The organism is Micromonospora sp. WMMD730 (assembly GCF_049178955.1).
GTDB lineage: Bacteria > Actinomycetota > Actinomycetes > Mycobacteriales > Micromonosporaceae > Micromonospora > Micromonospora wenchangensis.
On record NZ_JBMHML010000002.1, the window covers coordinates 6,031,332 to 6,054,345 of the forward strand.

Annotated in this window: 25 protein-coding genes; 13 read left to right on the top strand and 12 right to left on the bottom strand. The window is 73.8% G+C overall.

The window, feature by feature from the left end; translation table 11 throughout:
* Positions 1-153: 153 nt before the first annotated feature.
* Positions 154-1,260 (top strand): beta family protein, encoded by a 1,107-nt coding sequence (locus tag ACN265_RS25615; protein WP_421410077.1) that lies wholly within the window; start codon positions 154-156, stop codon positions 1,258-1,260.
* 5 nt (positions 1,261-1,265) lie between these two features.
* Here the strand turns inward: ACN265_RS25615 and ACN265_RS25620 are convergent, their stop codons facing one another.
* Positions 1,266-1,547: an adhesin gene (locus tag ACN265_RS25620; RefSeq protein ID WP_204927231.1), complete on the bottom strand. Its 282-nt coding sequence runs from the start codon at positions 1,545-1,547 to the stop codon at positions 1,266-1,268.
* A 217-nt stretch (positions 1,548-1,764) separates the two neighbouring features.
* On the opposite strand from ACN265_RS25620, the gene ACN265_RS25625 reads away from it, so the two are divergent.
* Together ACN265_RS25625 and dacB are read left to right on the top strand one after the other, a co-directional pair.
* Positions 1,765-2,490 (top strand): MIP/aquaporin family protein, encoded by a 726-nt coding sequence (locus ACN265_RS25625; protein WP_204927232.1) that lies wholly within the window; start codon positions 1,765-1,767, stop codon positions 2,488-2,490.
* 97 nt (positions 2,491-2,587) lie between these two features.
* Positions 2,588-4,171, top strand: a complete 1,584-nt coding sequence (gene dacB, locus ACN265_RS25630; protein ID WP_421410079.1) for a D-alanyl-D-alanine carboxypeptidase/D-alanyl-D-alanine endopeptidase — start codon at positions 2,588-2,590, stop codon at positions 4,169-4,171.
* A 16-nt stretch (positions 4,172-4,187) separates the two neighbouring features.
* On the opposite strand, the gene ACN265_RS25635 is transcribed toward dacB, so the two are convergent.
* The 3 genes from ACN265_RS25635 to ACN265_RS25645 all read right to left on the bottom strand — a co-directional run bounded on the left by ACN265_RS25635 (position 4,188) and on the right by ACN265_RS25645 (position 6,418).
* Positions 4,188-4,625 carry a nitroreductase family deazaflavin-dependent oxidoreductase gene (locus tag ACN265_RS25635; protein WP_420117753.1) on the bottom strand — a complete coding sequence of 146 codons (438 nt, stop codon included), beginning with the start codon at positions 4,623-4,625 and terminating at the stop codon, positions 4,188-4,190.
* A 76-nt stretch (positions 4,626-4,701) separates the two neighbouring features.
* Complete coding sequence (locus ACN265_RS25640; protein WP_307826330.1) at positions 4,702-5,601, bottom strand: hypothetical protein; 900 nt, start codon at positions 5,599-5,601, stop codon at positions 4,702-4,704.
* A gap of 223 nt (positions 5,602-5,824) precedes the next feature.
* Entirely contained in the window at positions 5,825-6,418 is a 594-nt protein-coding gene (locus tag ACN265_RS25645; RefSeq protein ID WP_357931600.1) for a pentapeptide repeat-containing protein, read from the bottom strand.
* A gap of 77 nt (positions 6,419-6,495) precedes the next feature.
* Between ACN265_RS25645 and ACN265_RS25650 the strand changes: the two genes are divergently transcribed.
* Complete coding sequence (locus tag ACN265_RS25650; protein WP_420117754.1) at positions 6,496-7,728, top strand: serine hydrolase domain-containing protein; 1,233 nt, start codon at positions 6,496-6,498, stop codon at positions 7,726-7,728.
* Positions 7,729-7,770: 42 nt separating this feature from the next.
* Here ACN265_RS25650 and ACN265_RS25655 read toward each other — a convergent pair whose 3' ends face one another.
* Positions 7,771-8,829: a hypothetical protein gene (locus ACN265_RS25655; protein WP_421410082.1), complete on the bottom strand. Its 1,059-nt coding sequence runs from the start codon at positions 8,827-8,829 to the stop codon at positions 7,771-7,773.
* Between the two features lie 128 nt (positions 8,830-8,957).
* Here ACN265_RS25655 and ACN265_RS25660 point away from each other — a divergent pair, with 128 nt between their 5' ends.
* Positions 8,958-9,599 carry an NAD(P)-dependent oxidoreductase gene (locus ACN265_RS25660; RefSeq protein WP_421410084.1) on the top strand — a complete coding sequence of 214 codons (642 nt, stop codon included), beginning with the start codon at positions 8,958-8,960 and terminating at the stop codon, positions 9,597-9,599.
* Between the two features lie 38 nt (positions 9,600-9,637).
* Here ACN265_RS25660 and ACN265_RS25665 read toward each other — a convergent pair whose 3' ends face one another.
* Complete coding sequence (locus tag ACN265_RS25665; RefSeq protein WP_377681928.1) at positions 9,638-10,102, bottom strand: PPOX class F420-dependent oxidoreductase; 465 nt, start codon at positions 10,100-10,102, stop codon at positions 9,638-9,640.
* Between the two features lie 28 nt (positions 10,103-10,130).
* Positions 10,131-10,766, bottom strand: a complete 636-nt coding sequence (locus ACN265_RS25670) for a DUF6642 family protein (protein ID WP_421410087.1) — start codon at positions 10,764-10,766, stop codon at positions 10,131-10,133.
* A 319-nt stretch (positions 10,767-11,085) separates the two neighbouring features.
* On the opposite strand from ACN265_RS25670, the gene ACN265_RS25675 reads away from it, so the two are divergent.
* Entirely contained in the window at positions 11,086-11,865 is a 780-nt protein-coding gene (locus tag ACN265_RS25675; RefSeq protein ID WP_421410090.1) for a D-Ala-D-Ala carboxypeptidase family metallohydrolase, read from the top strand.
* Positions 11,866-11,944: 79 nt separating this feature from the next.
* Here the strand turns inward: ACN265_RS25675 and ACN265_RS25680 are convergent, their stop codons facing one another.
* The 4 genes from ACN265_RS25680 to ACN265_RS25695 all read right to left on the bottom strand — a co-directional run bounded on the left by ACN265_RS25680 (position 11,945) and on the right by ACN265_RS25695 (position 16,006).
* Positions 11,945-12,436: a hypothetical protein gene (locus ACN265_RS25680; RefSeq protein WP_421410091.1), complete on the bottom strand. Its 492-nt coding sequence runs from the start codon at positions 12,434-12,436 to the stop codon at positions 11,945-11,947.
* 88 nt (positions 12,437-12,524) lie between these two features.
* The gene (locus tag ACN265_RS25685) at positions 12,525-13,949 is read right to left on the bottom strand and encodes an ATP-binding protein (RefSeq protein ID WP_420116956.1); all 1,425 of its coding nucleotides are present in this window, start codon (positions 13,947-13,949) and stop codon (positions 12,525-12,527) included.
* 70 nt (positions 13,950-14,019) lie between these two features.
* Entirely contained in the window at positions 14,020-14,703 is a 684-nt protein-coding gene (locus ACN265_RS25690; protein ID WP_421410093.1) for a response regulator, read from the bottom strand.
* Positions 14,704-14,764: 61 nt separating this feature from the next.
* A complete protein-coding gene (locus ACN265_RS25695) occupies positions 14,765-16,006 on the bottom strand; it encodes a sensor histidine kinase (RefSeq protein ID WP_420116954.1) in 1,242 nt (413 codons plus the stop codon).
* A gap of 133 nt (positions 16,007-16,139) precedes the next feature.
* On the opposite strand from ACN265_RS25695, the gene ACN265_RS25700 reads away from it, so the two are divergent.
* The 4 genes from ACN265_RS25700 (at position 16,140) to ACN265_RS25715 (ending at position 20,100) form a co-directional block, all read left to right on the top strand.
* Positions 16,140-17,039, top strand: coding sequence for an ABC transporter ATP-binding protein (locus tag ACN265_RS25700; RefSeq protein WP_421410095.1), 900 nt, complete (start codon positions 16,140-16,142; stop codon positions 17,037-17,039).
* A gap of 5 nt (positions 17,040-17,044) precedes the next feature.
* Positions 17,045-17,818, top strand: coding sequence for an ABC transporter permease (locus ACN265_RS25705; RefSeq protein ID WP_420116958.1), 774 nt, complete (start codon positions 17,045-17,047; stop codon positions 17,816-17,818).
* Between the two features lie 2 nt (positions 17,819-17,820).
* Complete coding sequence (locus ACN265_RS25710; RefSeq protein WP_421410097.1) at positions 17,821-18,540, top strand: YqeB family protein; 720 nt, start codon at positions 17,821-17,823, stop codon at positions 18,538-18,540.
* Positions 18,541-18,666: 126 nt separating this feature from the next.
* Positions 18,667-20,100, top strand: a complete 1,434-nt coding sequence (locus ACN265_RS25715; protein WP_421410099.1) for an amino acid permease — start codon at positions 18,667-18,669, stop codon at positions 20,098-20,100.
* On the opposite strand, the gene ACN265_RS25720 is transcribed toward ACN265_RS25715, so the two are convergent.
* The gene (locus ACN265_RS25720) at positions 20,034-21,191 is read right to left on the bottom strand and encodes a hypothetical protein (protein ID WP_421410101.1); all 1,158 of its coding nucleotides are present in this window, start codon (positions 21,189-21,191) and stop codon (positions 20,034-20,036) included. The two genes, ACN265_RS25715 and ACN265_RS25720, sit on opposite strands and share 67 nt — an antisense overlap.
* Positions 21,192-21,250: 59 nt before the next feature.
* Here ACN265_RS25720 and ACN265_RS25725 point away from each other — a divergent pair, with 59 nt between their 5' ends.
* The 3 genes from ACN265_RS25725 to ACN265_RS25735 all read left to right on the top strand — a co-directional run bounded on the left by ACN265_RS25725 (position 21,251) and on the right by ACN265_RS25735 (position 23,013).
* Positions 21,251-22,183: a ParA family protein gene (locus ACN265_RS25725; protein ID WP_357931567.1), complete on the top strand. Its 933-nt coding sequence runs from the start codon at positions 21,251-21,253 to the stop codon at positions 22,181-22,183.
* Positions 22,180-22,593, top strand: coding sequence for a hypothetical protein (locus ACN265_RS25730; protein WP_421410102.1), 414 nt, complete (start codon positions 22,180-22,182; stop codon positions 22,591-22,593). The genes ACN265_RS25725 and ACN265_RS25730 overlap by 4 nt, the downstream gene beginning before the upstream one ends.
* Positions 22,594-22,791: 198 nt before the next feature.
* The gene (locus tag ACN265_RS25735; RefSeq protein WP_357931561.1) at positions 22,792-23,013 is read left to right on the top strand and encodes a TM2 domain-containing protein; all 222 of its coding nucleotides are present in this window, start codon (positions 22,792-22,794) and stop codon (positions 23,011-23,013) included.
* The last annotated feature ends 1 nt before the right edge of the window (position 23,014 follow it).

The following is a 23,014-nucleotide window of genomic DNA, read 5'->3' on the forward strand; positions in this document are numbered from 1 at the left end:
GCGTACCGCCCACCCATGCCACCACCGGCACCGACCACTGTCAATGTCCAAGGTGGACGTGACCGGGGCCGTGGCCGTCGACGGGACCGGGTGGTCGGTGACGCGACCGCCGTAACCCCTGTGGCGGGGGCGTCCGGCCCGGTAGATTGAGGTATGGTGCCCGCCCCCGGGGGTCGGGTGGCGGAGCCGGTCTACCGCCCCATCCTCACCAGCAGACGCGGTGAGCTGGAGGCGCTGGGTCATCTGGACAGCGCCCACGCTCCCCTGGTCGTCCCGGTCCTCGACGTGTCCCCGGCCGACACCGGCCTGCCCCAGGTGCTGCGCCGGCTGCCCGCCGGGCTGGTGCCCGCCGTCGACGTGTGCGCGCTGCCCGACGGGCCGGGCGGCGAGCTGGCCCGGTGGGGCGTACCCGTGCAGCCGGTGATCGGGTTGACGTGTGGCGACGGGCGGCTGGCCGCACACGGCGCGGCGTGCCGGGCGTACGCCCGGGGGGCGGTGGTCCGGCTGCGGCCCGGCCGGGACCGCACCGGCCCGCACGCCACGACGGCGGCGGTGGAGCGGGTGTGGCGGCGCACCGGACTGGTCCCGGAGCAGTGCGACCTGCTGGTCGACGCCGCCGACGTCTGCTGCCCGGCGGACCTGCGCGTCGCCGAGCCCCGGGTACGCCGGGTGGTGGACTGGGCCCGACGGCACGCCTGGCGCACGGTGACCGTGGCGGCCGGCGGGATGCCGCCGTCGCTGTCCCGGCTGCCCACCGACGAACCGGTCCGGGTGGACCGCTGGGACTGGCTGTTCTGGCGTCGGCTGGCCGACCTGGGCGTCGGGTACGGCGACTACGGGGTGTCGCCCGCGCCGCCGGGCGGGGTGGAGTCGGGCGGCGTGGAGCCGGGCGACCGGCTGCCCACGGTGCGGTACACCACCGAGGACGGCTGGTGGATCTACCGCTGGTCGCGGCGGGGCGGCCGGGGCGACGAACGGTTCGCCGACCTGTGCCGCACCCTGGTCACCGCCCCGCACTGGCCGGTTGCCGGGGCGGGCCTCTCCTGGGGCGACCACGAGCTGCTACGTCGGGCCCGCCGGGTCACCGGCGCGGGCTCACCGGCGAACTGGACGGCGTGGAGCACGTCGCACCACCTGGCGCACGTGCTGGCGGCGCTGACCGGCCCGGCCGACGGGCGTCGCGGCCCGCCGACGCCCGTCGAGGACCGCACCGGGTTCACCCGCCCGCACCGGGGCGGTGAGCACCGGCGGGGCCGCTGACCGGGTCACTCCTGCTCGGTGAACCCGAACTGCACCACGCCCTCGTCGTCGACGGAGGCGTCCACCGAGCTGTCGTTGAGCAGTTCGGCGGCATCGGCGTCGAGGAAGATGCGCGCCCCCTCCGTGTCGACCACCTGGTCGCCCTGCGCCGGCACCGGCACCAGCTCGATGGTGAGCGCGCCGGCCTCGGTGTCGGCGGCGATCCGCAGCCCACCGTCCTGGGCGACGTCCTGCTGGGCCGCGAGGTCACGGATCACGAGCACGGCGTTGTCGGTCATGGTGAGCATGATGGGACTCCTCGGGAGTTGTCGGGCGGAACGTGGCGCGACGTCAGATGCGCGCCCCCTGCGGCGGGCCGGTGCCCGCCTGGCGGTTCCGGGGTGCCGCCGCGCGGCCCTCTCCCCCACCGTGCCCCCCTGACCAGGGGTTCGTCAAATAGAGCGGGGTCTGTCGGAGATCCCCGTTTCCGCTCCTCACGGCCCCGCGGCTTTCTACCCTGAGCCCATGGACGCTGCCCGACGGTACGCCGCCGAACTGATCGGTACCCTGCTGCTGGTCTTCGTCGGGGTGGGCACCGCCGTGTTCGCCCAACTCCAGGGCGGCGTGGTGGTCGTGGCGCTGGCCTTCGGGTTCGTCCTGGTGGGGCTGGTGTACGCGATCGGCCCGCTCTCCGGCGCGCACCTCAATCCGGCGGTGACGTTGGGGGTGCTGCTCTCCGGCAAGATCTCCGTGGTCGGCGCGGTGGCGTACTGGCTGGCGCAGTTCGTGGGGGCCACCGTGGCCGGCTTCGCCATCTGGGGGCTGGTCCGCTGGGGTGGCGTGGCGGACCAGACCGGGGTGTTGGGCACCAACGGTTACGGGGTGCACATCAACCAGGGCGGTACGGCGGTGCTGGAGGTCGTCCTGACGTTCCTGTTCGTGCTGGTGGTGCTGGTGGTGACGAGCCGGGTCGAGCACGCCGGCTTCGCCGGCCTGGCGATCGGCCTCGCGTTGGTGGCGGTGCTCCTGGTGGGGATCACCCTGGACGGCACCTCGATCAACCCGGCCCGGTCGTTCGGCCCGGCCGTGTTCGAGGGGGGCGCGGCGCTGCGCCAACTGTGGGTGTTCATCGTCTTCCCGCTGCTCGGCGGGGCGCTGGCCGCGCTGGCCGCACCGCTGCTGGTGAAGCCGAGCCGGCACTTCCGCGCCGAACCCGACGCGCCCGACCCGGCCGCGCCGGACCCGACCTGACCCACCGGCGGACCACTGACAAGGGGCGGCCAGCCACGGAAGAAAATCTACGGCACCGAGGCTTGCCCGACGGAAACCTTCGTGGCAGCGTCGGCGCATGCATCGTCGTCTCTTCCCCCGGACGCTCGCGCTGGTGGCGCTGGTCGCCACCGTGGCCGCCGCCGGCGCGCTGCCGGCGACCGCCGAGTCACCCACCCCGGCGGCCACCCGGCTGCACGCCACCATCGACGCCGTCCTCGCCGACCCCCGGCTCGCCGGGGCGCAGGCCGGGGTGGTCGTGGTGGACACCGCCACCGGCCGGACCCTGTACGACCGCAACGGCGACCGTCGCCTGGTGCCCGCCTCCAACACCAAGCTGTTGACCTCGACGGCGGCCCTGGCGCTGCTCGGCCCCGGGCACCGGTTCGGCACCGACGTGCTCACCGACGGCCGCCGCCGGGCCGGCCTGGTCTCCGGCAACCTCTACCTGCGCGGCGGCGGCGACCCGACGATGCTGGCCGCCGACTACGACGCGCTGGCCGCCCAGGTCGCCGGAAGCGGGGTACGGATGGTGACCGGCAACCTGGTCGCCGACGACACCCGCTACGACGCCACCCGGCTCGGCCCGGAGTGGGCCTGGGACGACGAGTCGTACTACTACGCGGCGCAGGTCTCCGCGCTGACCCTCGCCCCGGACACCGACTACGACGCGGGCACGGTGATCGTGCGGGCCGCCCCGGCGGGGAAGGCCGGGGCACCGCCGGTGGTCACCATGACCCCGCCCAACGGCTACCTGCGGATCGACAACCGGGCCGAGACGGTGGCCGACGGCGAGACGACGCTGTCGTTCGAGCGGACGCACGGCGGCAACACCATCGTGGTCACCGGCCGGATCGCGGCCGGCGCGGCGGCGGTCAGCGACTGGATGACCGTCGGGGAGCCCACCGGCTACGCCGCCGACGTCTTCCGGGACGCGCTGCGCCGCCACGGGGTACGGGTGCTCGGGCGCACGGTGCCCGGCCGGGCCACCCCGGCCGACGCCACCCCGGTGGCCCGGCACGACTCGATGACCCTGGCAGAGCTGCTGGTGCCCTTCCTCAAGCTGTCCAACAACGGGCACGCCGAGGTGCTGACCAAGGAGATCGGCCGGGTCGTCTCCGGGTCGGGAAGCTGGCCGGTCGGGCTGGCCGCGATCAGCGAGTACGTCGCCGACACCGGGGTGGACACCGGCGTCCTGCGCCAGCTCGACGGCTCGGGGCTGTCCCGGCGCAACCTGATCCCGGCCGGCGAGTTCGTCGCGCTGCTCGCCGCCGTCCGCCGGGAACCCTGGTTCGACACCTGGTACGCGGCCCTGCCGATCGCCGGCAACCCGGACCGCCTCGTCGGTGGCACCCTGCGCAGCCGGATGCGCGACACCCCGGCGGCGGACAACGTGCACGCCAAGACCGGCAGCCTGACCGGGGTGTCCGGCCTCTCCGGCTACGCCACCGACGCCGACGGCCGGCTGCTCGCCTTCTCGGTGGTGTTCAACAACCACCTGACCTCGTCGGTCAAGGGGTTGGAGGACCAGATCGCCATCGCCCTGGCCAGCTACCGCGAGAGTGACGGCGGGTCGGCTCGGGCCACCCCGCCGGTGGCCCCGGAGGCCCCCCGGGTGCCCGAGGGTCGGGAGTGTTCCTGGGTCAAGCCGATCGTCTGCTGAGCCGGTCCGGCCCGGCTCAGCGCCGCTGCAGCACCACCACCGGGATCTCCCGCTCGGTCTTGCTCTGGTACTCCTCGTAGGCGGGCCAGATCGCGGTCATCGTCGGCCACATCCGGGCCCGCTCGGCCGGCTCGGCGGTGCGCGCCCGCACCTCGAACGTCTCCGGGCCCACCTGCACCCGGGCCTCGGGGTCGTCGAGCAGGTTGAGGTACCAGGAGGGGTGCTGGGGCGCACCGCCCTGGGAGGCGACGACCAGGTAGTCGTCGCCGTCCCGGCCGTAGATCAGGGCGGTGCGGCGCAGTTTGCCGCTGCGCCGGCCCCGGGTGGTCAGCAGCAGGGTGAACACGCCCGGCTGCCACTCGTGCCCCTCCGCGCCGCCGGTGGCGACGTACCGGCGGATGTGGTCGGCGACCCAGCCCTCGGGGCTGTCCAGCACCTGTTCGTCGGTCGGCATCGGCATCTCCGGTGACTCGTGGGCAATCGACCCGGACACGCTAACCCGACCCGACGCCCGGAACCGGGTGAACGACTCAGCGCACCGCCGCCGCCTGGAGGTTCACGTTGCCGCAGCTGTTGCGGAAGGTGCCCTCGACCGTCCAGCGGATCAGCAGCTTCTCGCCCCTCGGCACCCGGAACTTGATCACGAACTGGGCGGTGTGCGTGGTGTGCGGGTCCTCCAGCCGCAGCGTGCGGGTCGACCCGCCGGTGGACAGCCGCACGTCCAGCCGCCCCTGGGCCATCCAGATGCCGGCGAACAGGTGCACCGTACGCGGTTCGCCGTCGCCGGCCACGGACAGCGCGAACCCGTTGCCCGCACCGCAGACGAACACCCCGGTGGCGGTGGCGGGGACGACCGGCACCGGTGCCCCGTCACGCCATCCGAACAGCTCGGGGTTGGTGTCGTAGCGGTCGCGGGCGCCCCGGCCGCCCTCGTCCCGGATCTCGCCGGTGCCGCCGCCCTTGCGGATCACGGTCTCCGGCCGGTTGAGCCCCCAGTGCACCCAGTCCCGGGTGCCCAGCGCGGTCAGGTCCACCTCGGCCGGCACGTCGGCCCGGGAGACGCTCAGCGTCGGTGCGGCCGGCGACGAGGACGCCACCGGGGTGGCCGGCGGTGTCGGCGGCACGCTCGGCGGCGGGGTGCGTTCCCGGGGCTGCAGGCCGGGTTCGACGACCCCGGCCTCGGCCGACACACCCACCCCCGCCGCCCCGGTCGGATAACCGGCCGGGGTCGGGGCGCCGGCCGGCAGCACCAGGTCGGGCTCCGACGGGTCCGGGTCCGGGCCCAGATAGGTCACCAGCACCGCGAGGCAGGCCAGGGTGGCCACCGAACCGATCGCCCAGCGGCGGCGTTGCCGACGACGGGCCTCCCGCCGCTGCGCGCTGCGCGTCGTCGGGCCCGGCCCGATCCGCCAGGTCTCTTGGTCGTTCACGCGTGTCCCACTCCCCAGCCCGACGCCCGCGACCGGTCGGGGAGGGGGTTCGGTCGCGGCGTGAGCGTTCTCACGTTTTCATTTCAAGGCCGTGATGCGCCATATGCCAGCGGGAGGGCGTTTCCAGTTTGTTACCAAGTGATCCCGATGGAAAGTTTCCTACTTGTTGGAAAACCGCAGCTCAGGGCCGAAATGGTGGGGAGATCGACAGAGGGCGTTCCGGTCAGCGGATCTCGAAACCCAACGCCTGCGCCAGCACCATCGCCTGCTGCGGGTCGATCACCGCGCCGACCCGCTCGACCGCCGTCGGGTCGAGCGCGGTCAGGTCACTGCCCCGCAGGTCGGCCCGGGTGAACCGTGCCCCGCGCAGCTGGGCGGCCGAGAGGTCCACCCGGGCCAGGGTCGCGCCGGTCAGGTCCGCCCCGGACAGGTCGGCCTCCCGCATCCGTACGTCGCTGAACCGCGCGCCGCGCAGGTCGGCACCGGGCAACCCGACGAACGACCAGTCCCCGCCCGAGACCCGCAGCGGACGCAGCGCGCACCCCTCGAACGTGCTGCCGACCAGCTTGCAGCCGGTGAACTCGGCCTCGAACAGGTTGCACCGGCGGAACCCGCAACGGACGAAGGCCGAGTCGGTGTGCCGGGAGGCGTTGAACGACACCCCGCCGAAGTCGCACCCGGTGAACGAGGCGCCCCGGCTGACCGCCTCGGTCAGGTCGACGTCGGTGAAGACGCAGCGCACGAAGTGCCTGTCGGTCAGCTCCTCGGCGTACCAGTCGGTGTGGCGGAACGTCTCGTCCTCGATGGTCTGCGGCACCGCCCCACCCTAGGTGCGAGCACCGACACCACCACCGCACCTTTCGTCCGACGCGTACCGGCTAGTAGTTTCGGCGGGTGAGCGTGGCACCCAGTACCGACCCGGCCCGTACCGGCTTCGACCCGGCCCGGCTGGCCCGCATCGACGAACACTTCGGCAGGTACGTCGACGACGGGCGGCTGGCCGGTTGGCAGATCGTCGTCACCCGCCGCGGCGAGGTCGCGCACTCCTCGGTCTACGGGATGCGCGACGTGGAGGCCGGCACCCCGGTCGAGCCGGACACCATCTGGCGGATCTACTCGATGACCAAGCCGATCACCTCGGTCGCGGCGATGATGCTGTGGGAGGAGGGCCGGTTCGAGCTGACCGACCCGATCAGCCGCTGGCTGCCCGAGTTCGCCGACGTCCGGGTCTTCGACAAGGGGTCGGCGCTCAAGCCGTACACGGTGCCGGCGGTCGAGCCGATCCGGGTGTGGCACCTGCTCACCCACACCGCCGGGCTGACCTACGGGTTCGCGCAGACCTCGGTGGTCGACGCGCTCTACCGGGCCGCCGGCTACGACCTCGACGTCCCGCCGGGGCTCGACCTGGCCGGGGCGAGCGCCGGGATGGCGAAGCTGCCGCTGCTGTTCCAGCCCGGCACCGGCTGGAACTACGGGGTCTCCACCGACGTGCTGGGTCGGCTGATCGAGGTGGTCTCCGGGCAGGGTCTGGCCGACTTCCTCACCGATCGGATCCTCACCCCGCTGGGCATGACCGACACCCGGTTCTGGGTCGACCCGGCCGACGCCAAGCGGCTCGCCGCCCTGTACATGCCGCACCCGGGCACCGGCCGGGCGGTCCGCGCCGACCAGCTCGGTGCCGCCGCGCTGACCCGCCCGCGGTGCTTCTCCGGCGGGGGCGGGCTGGTCTCCACCGCCGCCGACTACCACCGGTTCACCCAACTGCTGCTGCGCGGCGGCGAGCTGGACGGCGTACGCCTGCTCGGGCCCCGCACGGTGCGCTACATGACCCGCAACCACCTGCCCGGCGGTGGCGACCTGGCGTCGCTGCAGCCGCAGGGGTTCGCCGAGACGGTGCTGGACGGCATCGGTTTCGGCCTGGGCTTCGCCGTGGTGCAGGACCCGGTGCCGGCCAAGGTGCCGAGCAGCGTCGGCGAGTACTACTGGGGCGGGCTGGCCAGCACCGCGTTCTGGGTCGACCCGGCCGAGGAGATCACCGCCCTGCTGTTCACCCAGCTGATGCCGTCGAGCACCTACCCGCTGCGCTCCCAGCTCCGCCAGCTCGTCTACGCCGCCCTGGTCGGCTGAGCCGGCGGGCCGCCACCACCGGGGCGACGGCCCGGTCGCGGCTCAGAGCAGGTGCTGGACGCGGGTGGCCCGCACGGTCGCCGGGCCACCGGCCGACAGGCCGGAGACGAGGTACGCCCGCACGGTGCCGTCCGGGCGCACGGCCCACAGGTCGGGGACGCCGTCGGCGTTCAGGTCGGCGACCGAGATCGTGGTGATCGTCGTGGCGGTGTTCCAGTTGCTGGCGACGTGGTACTGGGTGTGGGTCAGCGAGCCGGTGCCGTCACCGTTGTCGACCAGGGTGACCCCGGTCCAGAGGAAGAGGTCGCCGGTGGCCGCGTTGCGCAGGTACATCGCCACCCCGGTGGCCGTCTCGGTGCTGGCGACGGTCCAGTTCTGCCAGTCCGTTCCCCCGGTCGGCGTGGCGTCGGCGAGCGCCACCCGGAAGAGATAGCCGCCGGGCATGCCGAGGTTGGGGTGGTAGACCAGCCGGTGGCCGTTGGTGGCGTCGCCGGTGACCGAGATCAGATCCGGGTACTCCGGGTTGACGCCGTCGGCCCCGTAGGCGTTGGCCACCTGGAGCGGCGTGTTGCCGTTGTCGTCGACGAGCTGATCGCTGAAGACGGACATCTGGTTGCCGCTGAGGTTCGGGTCGAGCATGGTGCCGTCACCGGCGCCCCGGATGATGCTGGCGTTCCCGGCAGCGGGGCCGCCGGGGTAGTAGGCGAGGAAGTCCTGCCGGTCGCCGCCGAAGAAGCGCCCCGTGATCACCTGCGCCCCGTCGAACTCGGCGGGCGCGTTGGTGCCGCCGACGCCGTTGCCGAGCAACCCGATGTTGTCGGCCGGCGTGCGCACCCGGCCGGTGCCGACGCCGGTGCGGCGCGAGGTCAGGCCGGTCGCGGACCAGACGCCGGAGCCGAGGCCGGTGGTGCCGCCGACGGTGACCAGGTCCGGCACGCCGTCGCCGTCGAGGTCCCGGTCGACCGGGCCGACGACCGCCGGCGTCGGGTGCCGGTCGGCCGGGGCGGCCAGGGCGGGCGCGGCCGGCACGGGCGCGGCGAGGGCGAGGGCCGCCGGAGCGCTCCAGGCGAGCAACCGGCGTGGTACGGAAAGGACGGCCATGGTGTTTCCCCCGTGGTCGATGGATCAGAATCAGACCGACCGTAGTGGATGTCCGCCACGCTCCCCCGTACCGGCCGGATCGTCCGTTACACCACCGCGACGGCGACCCGCTGCCTAGCCTGGACGGCATGGGCAACGTGGTGGTGTACGGCGCCGGGGGCACCGCAGGCTCACGGATCGTCGCCGAGGCGGCCGGCCGGGGACACCGGGTCACCGCGGCGGTCCGCCGCCCGGAGGCGGTCACCTGGCTGCCGGCCGGGGTACGCGTGGTGACCGGGGACGTGACCTCGGCGCGTAGCGTCGCCGAGTTGGCCCCGGAGGCCGACGTGGTCGTGGTGGCGGTCGGCGGCGGTGAACGGGCGCTGTGGCGTACGGCGGCGGAGAACCTGGTCACCGTCCTGCGGGACCTGCCCGATCCGCCCCGGGTGATCCACGTCGGCGGCGGGGCGACCCTGCTGACCGCGCGGGACACCCCGTTCCTCGACGAGCCGGACTTCCCCGACGAATACCGGGAGGCGGCGCTCGGGCAGGCCGACGCCCTGGCCCTGTACCGCTCCTCGGCCGACGGGGTGACCTGGACGTACGTGTCGCCGCCGCCGGTGGAGTTCCACCCCGGCGAGCGGACCGGCCGGTACCGCACCGGCACCGAACACCCGGTCACCGACGGGCAGGGCCGCTCGGTGCTCAGCTACGAGGACCTGGCGGTGGCGATCGTGGACGAGATCGAGGAGCCCCGCTTCGCGAACATGCGCTTCACGGCGGCGTACTGAACCGGGCGGCGCGGCGGCTTGTGTCGTACCGGAGCGGGTCAGTCGGCGAGGCGGGCCGGGAAGCCGCCGGTGGCGATCGGGCCCCAGCCCTCGACGGTGATCCGGATCAGCGACTTGCCCTGCGCCACCATGGCCGCCCGGTACTCGTCCCAGTCCGGGTGCTCGCCGGCGATGCTGCGGAAGTACTCCACCAGCGGGTCCAGCGCCTCGGGCAGGTCGAGCACCTCGGCCACGCCGTCGACCTGCACCCACGGGCCGTCCCAGTCGTCGGAGAGCACGCAGGCGGAGACCCGGGGGTCACGCCGGATGTTGGCGACCTTGGCCCGTTGCGGGTAGGTGGAGATCACCAGGCGTCCGGCGGCGTCCACGCCGCAGGCGACCGGGGAGGACTGCGGCCGGCCGTCGGCGCGGGTGGTCATCAGCAGGACCCGGTGCCGGGGCCGGACGAAGTCGAGCAGGGCGTCCCGGTCGACCCGGGTGTTGGTTGCGACGCTGCGTGCCATCCCCCGGTTCTACCAGGTCCGGCGGGCGTCAGCCGGACCGGCCGCCGACCCGGCCCGGCTGGGCGGGGACCCGGGGCCGGGCGACGGGCCGCCAGGCGCGGCCGTTGGCGTAGATCACCCGGAAGCCGAGGTACGCCGCGAGCGGCGCCCAGTGCGCCGAACCCATCCGCAGCTCGGCGGCATTGTGCCGCTGGCCGTTGGCGAGCACGTCGAGCAGCACCGTCTCGAAGGCGGCCGACTCGACCCAGTCGACCTCACGGGTGAAGCCGCAGATCAGGGCCGCGCCGGTGACGTCGAGGAAGTCGCGCAGGGTGGCGTCGGAGGCGCGCAGCACCGAGCAGCTGCCGAAGTAGAGCCGCCGGCCCTCGCCCCGGCCCGCCATCCGCTCGGCGACGTCGGACAGCTCGACGGAGTCCCAGTCGGTGAGGCAGAGCCGGCTGGGTTCACCGTGCATGGCGAAGAAGCCCACCCGGTGGTCGGCGTACTGCTTGAGCAACCACCGGTCGAGGAAGTAGAACAGCTCGTCGCGGGTGGCGGCGTCCTTGTGGATGTAGCGGATGCGACCGAGCCGTTCGAGCAGGTCGAGGGTGGGCAGCACGGACCCGCGCTCGTTGAGGTCGCGGTGCCACTGCCCCTCGACACAGAAGACCCCGCCCCGCGCCACCGCGTCACCTCCCCGTCCCCGCCGGGTCGACGTTACCGGGTCCGGGCCACGGACCGACGTCACCCTCGGTGCCCGGCTGATCCGTTTCAGGACACTTCGCCGGTGTCGGAATTGGCGTCCCTCCCGTCACCGGCTGGCACCTACTGCCCGAATCCCCATTCATCGCCATTCACAGGCAATACCCAGCTATCACCGACTGTGAGGACGATTCCTCTTTATTGCCGCGAATCAGCCGGGTAGCTGTCAGGGTGGAAGTTGCAGGACGTCCCGGGCGATGCCCTGTTCACCACCCCATTCACTTCCAATCGGGAGGACTTCTGTGCGCCAGAACACTGTGAAGCGGGCACTCGTCGCGTTCGCCCTGGCTCTGCCGGGAGCCGCGATCGCCACGGTGGCCGCCGCGCCAGCGGCCCACGCCGACGGCTGCTACACCTGGAAACGCGACCTCTACCAGGGGCGCTCCGGAGACGACGTCCGCCAGTTGCAGATCCGGGTCGCCGGCTGGGCGGCCCGCGGGGGGACCGTCCGGATCGACGGCGACTTCGGCCCCGAGACCGCCGCCGCGGTCAAGCGCTTCCAGACCGCGTACGGGCTGCGCAGCGACGGCATCGCCGGCAAGCAGACCTTCAGCAAGCTCTACCAGTTGCAGGACAACGACTGCACGCCGGCGCACTTCAGCTACCGGGAGCTGGACGGCGGCTGCGGCAAGGGCGGCTGGAGCGGTGGTCCGCTCTCCGCCACCGAGACCAAGGCCAACGCGGTGCGCACCATGTGGAAACTGGAGGCGCTACGGCGTGGGCTGGGTGACAAGCCGCTCAACGTCACCAGCGGGTTCCGGGACGAAAGCTGCAACAAGCAGGTCGGTGGGGCGTCGGACAGCCAGCACCTCTACGGCAACGCCGCCGACGTGACCTCGCAGACCAGGTCGCTCTGCGAGATCGCCCGCGCCTCCCGCGACCACGGGTTCAGCGGCATCTACGGCCCCGGCTACCCGGGGCACGACGACCACGTCCACGTGGACTCCCGACGGGAGAACAACCGGGACAACACCACGAACCGCACCAGCTGGGCGGCCCCGGACTGCGGCGTCAGCCGCTGACCGACGCGACGGCCGACGCCGGCCCGGCCCCACGGGATCACCAGGGCCGGGCCGGCGTCGGGGCACCGGGGCCGGGCGCTCAGCTCGCCCGGGGCCAGCGCGGCGCGGCAGCCGGGGGCGTCCCCGGCCGGCCGGGGACGCCGGAGCGCACGCCCGGCCGCATCCCCGCCGCAGCGGGCCGCGCCGCGGGCACACCGGGCCGACCGACCTGGCCACGGGCCGGGTAGCCGGCCGCCGGGGCGGTCCGCGCCGGGGCCGCGCCGGGTCGGGGTGTGGTGTAGGTGAACGGGAAGGGCACGTGCACGAACGGGTTGCCGTGCCGGATCAGCGCGTCGATCTGACGCTCGTTCAACCCGTGGTTCTCCAGCACCCGCCGCCCCCAACGGTGCAGCCGGCACGGGTACGACGCCCCGTCGTTGCGGCACAGCGGGCCGTTGGGCCACTCCTCGGCGGCGTGCACCACGACCGCTCGCACCGCGAGCCGGACGTCCTCGGGTGTCAACGAGGCGGGCACCGGCACCTCGCCCAGAACCTGATCGATGGGGTCCGTCGACTGCTCACCAACTCGCACGGCAGGCCTCCCGCAACTCGGCAGCGACTGCGGCTGAATCGCCACAACGCATCCTCGCGCAGTGGTACGGGCGGTGACCGGCGGCGGTTCAATCCCCCCACGCGGTGAGCAGATCCTCCGGCGTCAACACCCGCGCCCCGTCCACCACCGCGCCGGCCCGGGTCACCGCCAGCAGCGGCACCTGTTCGTCGGCACCGGGCAGCCGGGACCGGTGCAGGGTGAGCCGTCCCAGGTCGTGCCCGTCGAAGGGCCGGTTCTCCAGCCACTTCACCGAGCCGACGACGGTGATCCGCCGGGCGACCGGTCCACGGTCCGCCCCGACCAGGTCGATCTCCGGGTCGTTGGTCCGGGTCCAGTAGCCGCCCACCACGCCGGTGTCCTCCGGCAGGTGGCCGGCGGGCAGCCGGCGCAGCGACTCCCGTACCACCGGCTCGATCGCCCGCCCCCGCCAGGACGTCCAGGAAGTACGCAGCCGGGCCAGGGTGAGATCGCCCCGCCCACGCTCGATCTCGGGCAGGTACGGGCCGAGAAAGGTAAGCCAGAAGCGCAGGTACGGGTCGGCGACGGTGTAACGGGTCTCCCGCGAGGGGCGGGTGGACAGCGGGGTGGTCACCTCGACCATGCGCTTGTCGACAAGCAATCGCAGCGCACGGCTGAGCGAGGCCTGGGGCAGGTCACCAGCGGCCCGGGCGATCAGCGAGAACGTCCGCTCCCCGGAGCCGATGGCCCGCAGCACCAGTCCGGCCTGCGACTGGGTGGGGAACTCGGCCGCCAGCGCCCGTTCCGCACTGACCAGCAGGGCGGAGGTCGGGTCGGTCACCGCGTCGGCGAGGTAGTCGGCGAGGCTGGCCCCGCTGGGCCACTCGTCGAGGATCAGCGGCAGGCCACCGGAGACGAGATAGGCGTCGAAGGCGTCGGCCGGTGCCGCCCCGAGCATCTCCCGGACGTCGGCGGGACTCAGCGGCGGCACCACCAACTCCGTCGCCCGCTGGTGGAACGGCCGTCCGTAGGCGTTCAACGCCTCCATCATGGCCACGTCGGAGCCGATGCCGATCACCAACACCGGTAGCCGGGACAGCTCCCGGTCGAACACCTTCTGCAGGGTGCCCTCCAGCCCGGGGTCCGTGGCGATCAGATAGGGCAACTCGTCGAGCACCACCACGGCCGGCCGGTCCGTCGGCAACGCGGCGACCAGCAGGGTGAGCGCGGCGTCCCAGGTGCCCGGACGCTGAGCGGCGAACAGGTGCGCGCCGGGCAGGCTGGACCCGACCACCGCCTCGACGAACAGCGCAAGATCGGCAGCCACGGTGGGCTGGGCGGACGCGGTGAAGAACAGGTGCGGCACCCCGGCCCGGTCGACAAACTCCTCGACCAGGCGGGACTTGCCGACCCGACGCCGTCCCCGCATCAGCAGTGCCCGCCCGGGGCGACCAGCCCGCCCTCCCCGGCTGACCTTGGCCAGCATGCCGTCGAGCAGGGCGAGTTCCCGGTCCCGCCCCACGAAACCGTGCATACCCCACTCCGATACACTCAGATCTGATACCACCAAAGATGAGGGTATCAAGTCTGGGTGCTTCAGATCGTCAGACCAGGCCCGCGTCGTGGACCAGCAGCGCCACCTGGACCCGGTTGTTCAGCGCCAGCTTGGTCAGCAGCCGGGACACGTACGCCTTCACCGTCGCCACGCTCATGAACAGCTCCGCCGAGATCTCCGCATTGGTCCGGCCGTGACCGAGCGCCACCGCGACCTCGTGCTCCCGCTCGGTGAGCCCGGCCAGCAGTCGCAGCGCCCGGTCCCGACGCTGGTCCGGACCCGGCGTAGGCCCCACGGTCAGGTGGCTGATCAACTGCCTGGTCACCGTCGGCGACAGGGTGGCCTCACCGGCGGCCACCCGCAGCACCGCCCGGACGATCTCGGCGGGCGGGGTGTCCTTGAGCAGGAAACCGCCCGCCCCGGCCCGCAACGCCCGCAGCACCTGCTCGTCGGCGTCGAAGGTGGTCAGCACCAGCACCTCCGGCGGGTCCGGCAGCGCCCGTAACGCCTCGGTGGCGGCCAGCCCGTCGACCCGGGGCATCCGGATGTCCATCAGCACCACGTCGGGCGTGCACCGGGCGACGGCGGCGGGCACCTCGTCGCCGTCGGCGGCCTCGCCCACCACCCGCACCTGCGGCACACCCCCGAGGATCATCGACAGCCCGGCGCGGACCAGCGCGTCGTCGTCGACGATCAACACCCGCACCGGGGCGGCGTCGCCGTCGGTCGTCACCGGGCGCCCCCTCGCCACCGGACGGCCGGGCGGCTCACGCCGGCCACGCCGACCGGGCGGCTCACGCCGGCCACGGCAGCCGGGCCGCCAACCGGAAGTCGCCGGTCGCCCCGTCCCGGCCGTGGGTCAGCCGGCCGCCGGCCAGGGTGACCCGCTCGGCGATGCCGACCAGCCCGGTGCCGGCGCCCGGCAGGGCCGGTGCGGAGGTGCCCACCGGCCAGGGGTTGCGGATCTCCACCGCCAGCTCCCGTCCCGGGCCGCCGGCCAGCCGGACGCCGACCGTCGTGTCGGGGGCGTGCTTGCGCGCGTTGGTCAGCCCCTCCTGCACGATCCGGTACGCGCTGCGTCCCACCGCCGTCGGCACCCGCGTCGGGTCGGCGACCTCGTCGACCAGGGTGACCCGGACCCCGGCGGCCCGGGACTCGGCGATCAGCGCCGGCACGTCGGCGAGGGTGGGCTGGGGGCGTTCCGGTGCGGCGTCGCCGTCGGCGGTGTCGGCCCGCAGCACCCCGATCACCTCGCGCAGATCCTGCAGGGCGGCGTGGGCGCTGCCCCGGATCACCCCGGCCGCCCGCGCCACCTCCTGCGGCGGGGCGTCCGGGCGGAACTCCAACGCCCCGGCGTGCAGGCTGAGCAGCGAGATCCGGTGCGCCAGCACGTCGTGCATCTCCCGGGCGATCCGGGTGCGCTCCAACTGGCGGGCCTGTTCGACGCGGAGCTGCTGCTCGGACTCGGCCCGGTGGGCCCGGTCCCGCAGCGACAGCACCAACTGCCGGCGGGCCCGGACGAACAGCGCCCACGCCACCACGATCCCGACGAACATCACCGTCCAGGCCACCGTCGCCCAGTAGGGCAGCGACGGGTCGGGGCGCACGACGGTGTAGAGCGGGATGACCGCCAGGTGGAAGCCGACGAGCGCCGCGCCGATCGGCAGCGGCCGGTGGACCAGCACGGTGAAGACCACGACCAGCAACGCCACCCCGGCGGTCACCGAGAACAGCGCCAGCGGCAGGCCGGCCACGGCCAGCCCGACCGGCCAGCGGCGGCGCAGCCACAACGCCGCGCAGAAGGTCAGACCCGCCGCCAGGTCCACCCCGACCAGCCAGGACGGCCCGGCGTTGTGGGCGAACTGCGGGTCGGGCGACACCGCGTCACCGAAGCCCACCAACGCCCAGCCGACGGCGAGCAGGAAGGCCACCGTGTCGACCAGCCAGTCCCGGGGCGTGCGCCGGGGCGTCCTGGCCTCGGGCGTCAGCGCCCCCGGCAGCAGCCAGGGATGATCGGGTACGACGGCAGCACTCACCCACCCATGCTAGAAAGCCGAACGGCGCCCCGGACACCAACCAAAGTCGAGGTCTACGGGTAGACCGAGGTAGGGGCGGCTCTCGACGGTCGGCCGCAGCGCCCGGCCGGGTGGTCGGGACAGGCTCGACGGCATGATCGCAGTCGACCACCTCACCAAACGGTACGGCCCGCACCCCGCCGTCGACGACGTCTCATTCCGCTGCGAAGCGGGCACGGTGACCGGTTTCCTCGGCCCGAACGGGGCGGGCAAGTCCACCACCATGCGGATGCTGTGCGGGCTGACCCGCCCGACCTCCGGCACCGCCACCGTCGCCGGTCAGCCCTACCGCGAGCTGCCCAACCCGGGCCGCGAGGTGGGCGTGCTGCTGGACGCCTCCGCGCAGCACGTCGGGCGCAGCGGGCGCGAGACGTTGTTCCTGGCCGCCCGGACCATGGGCGTGGGGGCCGACCGGGTGCCCGCCGTGCTCGACCGGGTGGGCCTGAACGCGGTGGCGGCGAAGCGGCGGGTCGGGGCGTACTCGCTGGGGATGCGGCAGCGGCTCGGCCTGGCGCTGGCGCTGCTGGGCGAGCCCCGGGTGCTGGTCCTCGACGAGCCGGCCAACGGCCTGGACCCGGAGGGGATCTTCTGGATGCGCGGCCTGCTGCGCGACTTCGCCGACCGGGGCGGCACCGTGCTGCTCTCCTCCCACCTGTTGCGGGAGGTGGAGGCGGTCGCCGACCGGCTGGTGGTGATCGGCGGCGGCCGGGTGGTCGCCCAGGGCGGCAAGGACGAACTGCTGGCCGGGGCCGGCACCCTGGTCCGGGCCCGCGACCCGCACGCGCTGCGGCTCACCCTCGACCGGGCCGGGCTGGACGCCACCGCCGGCGCCGACGGCGGGTGCGTGGTCCGCGCCGAACCCGACGTCGTCGGGCAGGCCGCCGCCGACGCCGGGCTGGTCCTCACCGAGCTGCGGCCGGCCGGCGGCGGTGGCCTGGAACAGCTCTTCCTCACCCTGACCGCCGGCGCGAGCACCAAGGAGGCCGTGAAGTGACCACCATGACGACCACTCCCCCCACCACCGTCCGGAAAGCGGTCCCCGGGCCGTCCCTGGCCCGGCTGATCGGGGTGGAGCTGCGCAAGCTCGGCGACACCCGGGCCGGACGTTGGCTGCTGGCCTCGATCGGGCTGATCGCCGCCGCGATCGTCGCGCTGCAACTGCGCTTCGTCGACGACACCGCGCAGACCTTCACCAACTTCTTCACCGCGTCGCTCGCGCCGGTGGCGCTGCTGCTGCCGGTGCTGGGCATCCTGTCGATCACCGCCGAGTGGTCCCAACGCACCGCACTGACCACGTTCGCCCTGGTGCCGCGCCGGGAACGGGTGATCGTCGCCAAGCTCGCCGCCGTGCTGCTCGCCGCGTTGGCGTCGGTGCTGGTGAGCCTGGCCGTCGCCGCTGTGGGCACCCTGCTCTCGGGGATCACCGGCGGGGCGGGGAGCTGGGACTTCGACCCGACGGTGGCCGGGCACGCCGCCGTGTTCCAGTCGATCAACGTGCTGATCGGCGCGGGGTTCGGGTTGCTGCTGCTCAACACCCCGCTGGCGATCGTCACCTCGCTGCTGCTGCCGACCGTGTGGGGCATCCTGTCCGCGATGATCGCGGCGCTGCACGGCCCGGCCCGCTGGCTGGACACCTCGATCACCATGGAGCCGCTGCTCGGCCCGGACATGACCGCCGGGCAGTGGGGTCGGCTCGCGGTGTCCCTGCTGGTCTGGGTGGTCGCGCCGCTCGCCGTGGGAATGGTGCGCACACTGCGGCGCGAGGTGCACTGACGATGCGGGCGCGGGAGCCGGGCGTCGCGACCAGGGTCGGTGGCGACGTCGGGGAGCTGCTGGTGATGTGGGTCGGCTTCCCGCTGCTGGGCGGTGCCCTGGGCGGGCGGCTGCCCGTGGTCGCCGACTGGGTGGCGGGGCTGCCCTGGGCCCCGGTGCAGGGCTGGTTCGAGCTGGTCGCCGGGTTGCCGTACCGGCGGGCGCTGGCCGGGGGCCTGCTGCTCGGGATGCTGGCCGGGCTGCTCCTCGCCTACGTCGGCACCCGGGAACGGTTGATCGTCACGGTGGACCGGGACGGTGTCCGGCTACGCCGCGACGGCGTCGACCGCGAACTGGCCCGGCGCACCGTCGCCGCCGTCTTCGTCGACGGCAGGGAACTGGTGCTGCTCGGCCCGGCCGGTGCGGAGCTGGCCCGGGAACGCTCCGACCTGAGCCGGCAGCGGCTGAAGGACGCCTTCGACGGGCACGGGTGGCCGTGGCGGGACGCCGACCCGCACCGGGACGCGTACCGGCGGTGGGTGGAGGGGTTGCCCGACCTGCCGCCGGGGGCGGACCCGCTGCTGCGCGCCCGCCAGCGGGCCGTCGACGCCGACCGGGCGCGCGACGTCCGGGAGCTGGGTGGGGAACTGGCCCGGATCGGGGTGGTCGTCCGGGACGAGGGTGGACGGCAGTACTGGCGGGCGGCCCCGCCCCCGGGTGGGCAGGCCCCGCCGCAGCCGTAGCCAGGTGTCCCCGGTCCGGCCACCCGGCAACCTCATTCGAGCGTGACCGGGTCGTCGCCGATTGTGCATCCGCCGCCCAGGGAGTATCAACCTAGGTGGATGCATTCCCGGCGGAAGGGGACGACGATGGCCTCCACAGTCGACCGCGGCGGGATCTTCCGCCGCAAGCCGGTCGAGGAGATCGCCGACGAGACCGACCAGGGGTTGTCCCGCTCGCTGGGGTTGTGGCAACTCACCGCGATCGGCGTCGGCGGCATCATCGGCGCCGGCATCTTCGCCCTGGCCGGGGCGGTCGCCAACGAGACCGCCGGTCCCGCAGTGCTGGTGTCGTTCCTGATCGCCGGCCTGGCCAGCGCGGCGGCGGCGCTGTCGTACGCCGAGTTCGCCGGCATGATCCCCAGGGCCGGCTCGGCCTACACCTACGGCTACGCGGTGCTCGGCGAGGCGGTCGGCTGGTTCATCGGCTGGGACCTGCTGCTGGAGTACACCGCGATCGTGGCGGTGGTGGCGATCGGCATCTCCGGCTACTTCGGCTTCCTCGTCGGGCAGCTCGGCGTCGACCTGCCGGCCTGGATGCTGGGCGCCCCGGGCACCGGCGACGGGCACGTGGTGGACCTGTTCGCCGTGCTGCTCTGCCTGCTGATCGCCTTCCTGCTGACGTTGGGCATCCGGACCGCCGCCCGGTTCGAGACGGTAGTGGTCGGGGTGAAGGTGGCCGTGGTGCTGCTGGTGGTCGTGGTCGGCTTCTTCCACGTCCGCACCGCCAACTACTCGCCGTTCTTCCCGTTCGGGCTCGGCGGGGCGTTCACCGGCGCGGCGACGGTCTTCTTCGCCGTCTTCGGGTACGACGCGATGAGCACCGCCGCCGAGGAGTCCCGCGACGCCCGCCGGCACATGCCGAAGGCGATCGTCTGGTCGCTGGTCATCTCGATGGTGCTGTACGTGCTGGCCACGCTGGTGCTCACCGGGATGCAGAACTACCGGGACATCGACCCGGAGAGCGGCTTCTCCTCCGCGTTCGCCTCGGTGGGCCTTTCGGGCCTGGCCAGCGTCATCGCCGTCGGGGCGATCATCGGCATCCTGACGGTGATGTTCACCTTCATGCTCGGGGTGACCCGGGTGTGGTTCTCGATGAGCCGCGACGGCCTGCTGCCGGCCTGGTTCGCCAAGGTGCACCCGGTGCGCCGGGTGCCCACCCGGGTCACCTGGATCGTCGGGGTGGCCTCGGCGGTGATCGCCGGCTTCCTGCCGATCCGGCAGGCCGCCGAGCTGACCAACATCGGCATCCTGCTGGCTTTCGTGGTGGTCTGCGTCGCGGTGATCGTGCTGCGCTACCGCAGCCCGGACGCCCCGCGCACGTTCCGGTTGCCCGGGATGCCGGTGGTGCCGGCGCTCGGGGTGGTCTTCTCGGTCTGGCTGATCAGCTTCCTCGACCACGTCACCTGGCTGCGGTTCGCCGCTTGGTTCCTGCTCGGCGGGCTGATCTACGCGTGCTACGGGTACCGGCGCTCCGCGCTGGCCGGCCGTGCCGACCCACCGGCCGGCGGTGCCGGGCGGTGACCGGGCCGCCCCGGGACGCCTGCCGCCCGGGTCAGCACCAGCGCGGTGCCGAGGCCGGCGACCAGGCCGGTCAGCGCGGGGAGCACTTCGGGGTCGCCGCCGCCGACCGGGCTGTTGCCGGCCAGCACGGTCAACGGCGCACCGGGTGAGAGGACCGCGCTGACCAGCAACGCGACGTGCCACAGCGCGAGCGGGGCGAGCAGGACCACCGGGACGAGCACCGCGTACCGGTTGGCCGGCAGGGCGGGGCGGGTCAGCAGCGTCACCCCCAGCAGCAGGACCGCGCCGAGCAGCGCCACCGGCACGAGTCGGCCGGCTGGCCCGACGAGCCGGACCAGCGGCAGGCCGATCCCGCCGGTCACGGCCAGGCCCACCGCCGCGGCGAGCCGACGTCGACCCCGGGCGGGGGCGGCAGCCGCCGCGCCGGCCACGGTCACCGCCAGCAGGAGCAGGGCGGTGACCAGGGCCGCCGGGTCGAGCGCGGGTTCCCGGCCGGTAGGCGACCGGGTCAGCACGGCGGTCAGCGCCAGCACCGCCGCGACGGCGGCCACCCCGGCCAGGACGGCCCGGTCCCGGCCGCCCGTCCGGTGCGGGCCCACCCCCGGGACGGTACGGTCCGGCCCGGCCGCTCCCACCGCGCCGGCCCCGGCCGTCCGACGGTGCGGACCGTCCACACCGGTCGCGCCGTCCCGGCGTACGGCGAGCAGCACGGTGACGCCGACGGCCAGCCAGCCGGCGGCGACGAGTGACACGGTCGCGCCGGGGCCGGTGAGGTCGGCCCGGTCGACGGCGATGTCGGCGGCCAGCGCGCCGCCGCCGAGCAGCACGGCCGGCGTCAGCCACGGGCGCCGGCCCGCACCGGCCAGCACCAACCCGCACACGACCGCCATCAGTGCCAGGAAACGCAGGTCGCGGGCCCAGTAGGTGGACGCCTCGGGGAGCCGCTCCGACCACGGGCCGACCGGTTCGGTGAGCGGTTGCCACCGGGTCATGCCGATCGCCCAGAGCGGCACGGCCAGGGCCGCGAGCCCGATGCCGGCGGCGGCGAGCCGGCGGCCCGATCGCGGAGCGTGACCGCTCGGAATGGGCATCATGGATGGTCAGACGCCATCCGGGCGGCTACGGTTCCCCCTCTGGGGAGGTGCCGTCGGTGTACGTCGTGTCCGTGATCAACTACAAGGGCGGGGTGGGCAAGACCACCGTGACCGCGAACCTCGGGGCCGAACTGGCGAACCGGGGGATGAAGGTGCTGCTGATCGACCTCGATCCGCAGACCAGCCTGACGTTCAGCTTCTACGACCCGGACGACTGGCGGGAACGGCTGCGCGACGGCCGTACCGTGAAACGCTGGTACGACGGCCTGCGCGGGGACACCCCGGCGGTGACGCTGGGTGAACTTGTGGTCTCCCCCGGCCCGGCCAACGCCCACCTGACCGGGGCCGGCCGGCTGGACCTGATCGCCTCGCACCTCGGCCTGGCCGACATCGACCTCGCGCTGGCCCGGGGCGTGGCCGACGGGGAGGACTACGACCGGGAGCTGTTCCGGGTCCGGGGCGCGCTGGCCGAGGGGCTGCACGACGCGGCCCTCGACGGCTACGACCTGGTGCTGATCGACTGCCCGCCGAACTTCAACGTGGTCACCCAGTCCGCCGTCATCGCCAGCGACCACCTGCTCATCCCGGCGAAGGCCGACTACCTGTCCACCCTCGGCATCGACCACCTCTGCGGCAGCGTCCGGGAACTGGTGGACCGGTACAACGCCGACGCCCGCCGGTTCGCCACCAGCCGCCGGCACCACAAGGTCGCCCCGGACGTCGCCGGGGTGGTCTTCACCATGATCCAGTTGACCGCGCAGCGGCCGATCGCCGCCCACCAGGGCTACCTGGACCAGGTACGGGCGCTCGGCCTGCCGGTCTTCCCCACCGCATTGCGGGAGAACGTCACCCTGTTCGCCGGGAACACCCCGCGCGGCGTCCCGGTGGTGCTGCGGAACCGGGTCACCTCGCCGGTGGTGCAGGAGGAGCTGCGGCAGATCACCACCGAGTTCATCGCCCACCTGCAACCCCGCGAGGTGACGGTGTGAGCGGTCCGGAGTCGACGGGGGACGTCGCGGTCGGCGTCCTGGCCCGGGTGGACGAGCTGCTGGCCGGGCTGTCGGCCGCCGACGCCGCCGCGCTGGCGCAGGGGCGGGCCCGGCTGGTCGTCGCCCCGGTGACGCCGCCCCGAAATGGTGCGGACCGGCCGGCTGCACCGACGCCGTCCGCCCCGTCGGGCGTCGACCTGGCCGCCGCGTCGGCCACCCTGGACGCGTTCGCGCACCGCCGGGACGGCACGGAATACCTGACACCCTGGGCGGTGCGGGACCTGCGGGCGTTGGCCGCCCGGCTCGGCCTGCGCGGGGTGACCGGCCTACGCAAGGCGGAACTGGTGGAGCGGCTGGTCGACCGGACGATCGGGTTCCGGGTCGCCTCCGCCGCCGTGCGTGCCCGCTGAGCCGTCCCGGCCCGACCGCACCGGGCGGGAGCAACGGGCACCGGCGCGCCCTGCGGCGTCGGCCCGCAGTCGGGGGAAGCCGGCCTGACCGGCCCGGACCTGCTCGTCCGTCCGGGCGGAGCCGGCTGTCTCGATCTTGTGTGGGGCCGGGGCGGTGGATACGCTCCCGCGGCTGTCTCCACCCGAGAAAGGACCGCAGTGACCGCTCCTGTCACCACTCAGAAGTCCTGGGTCGTCGCCCTGCTGCTCTGCTTCTTCGTCGGCGTGCTCGGCGCGCACCGGTTCTACACCGGCAAGGTCGGTACCGGCGTGCTCCAGTTGATCACCATCGGCGGGTTCGGCATCTGGACGTTCATCGATCTGATCATGATCCTGGTCGGCGCGTTCCGCGACAAGCAGGGCCAGCCGCTGGTCAAGTGAG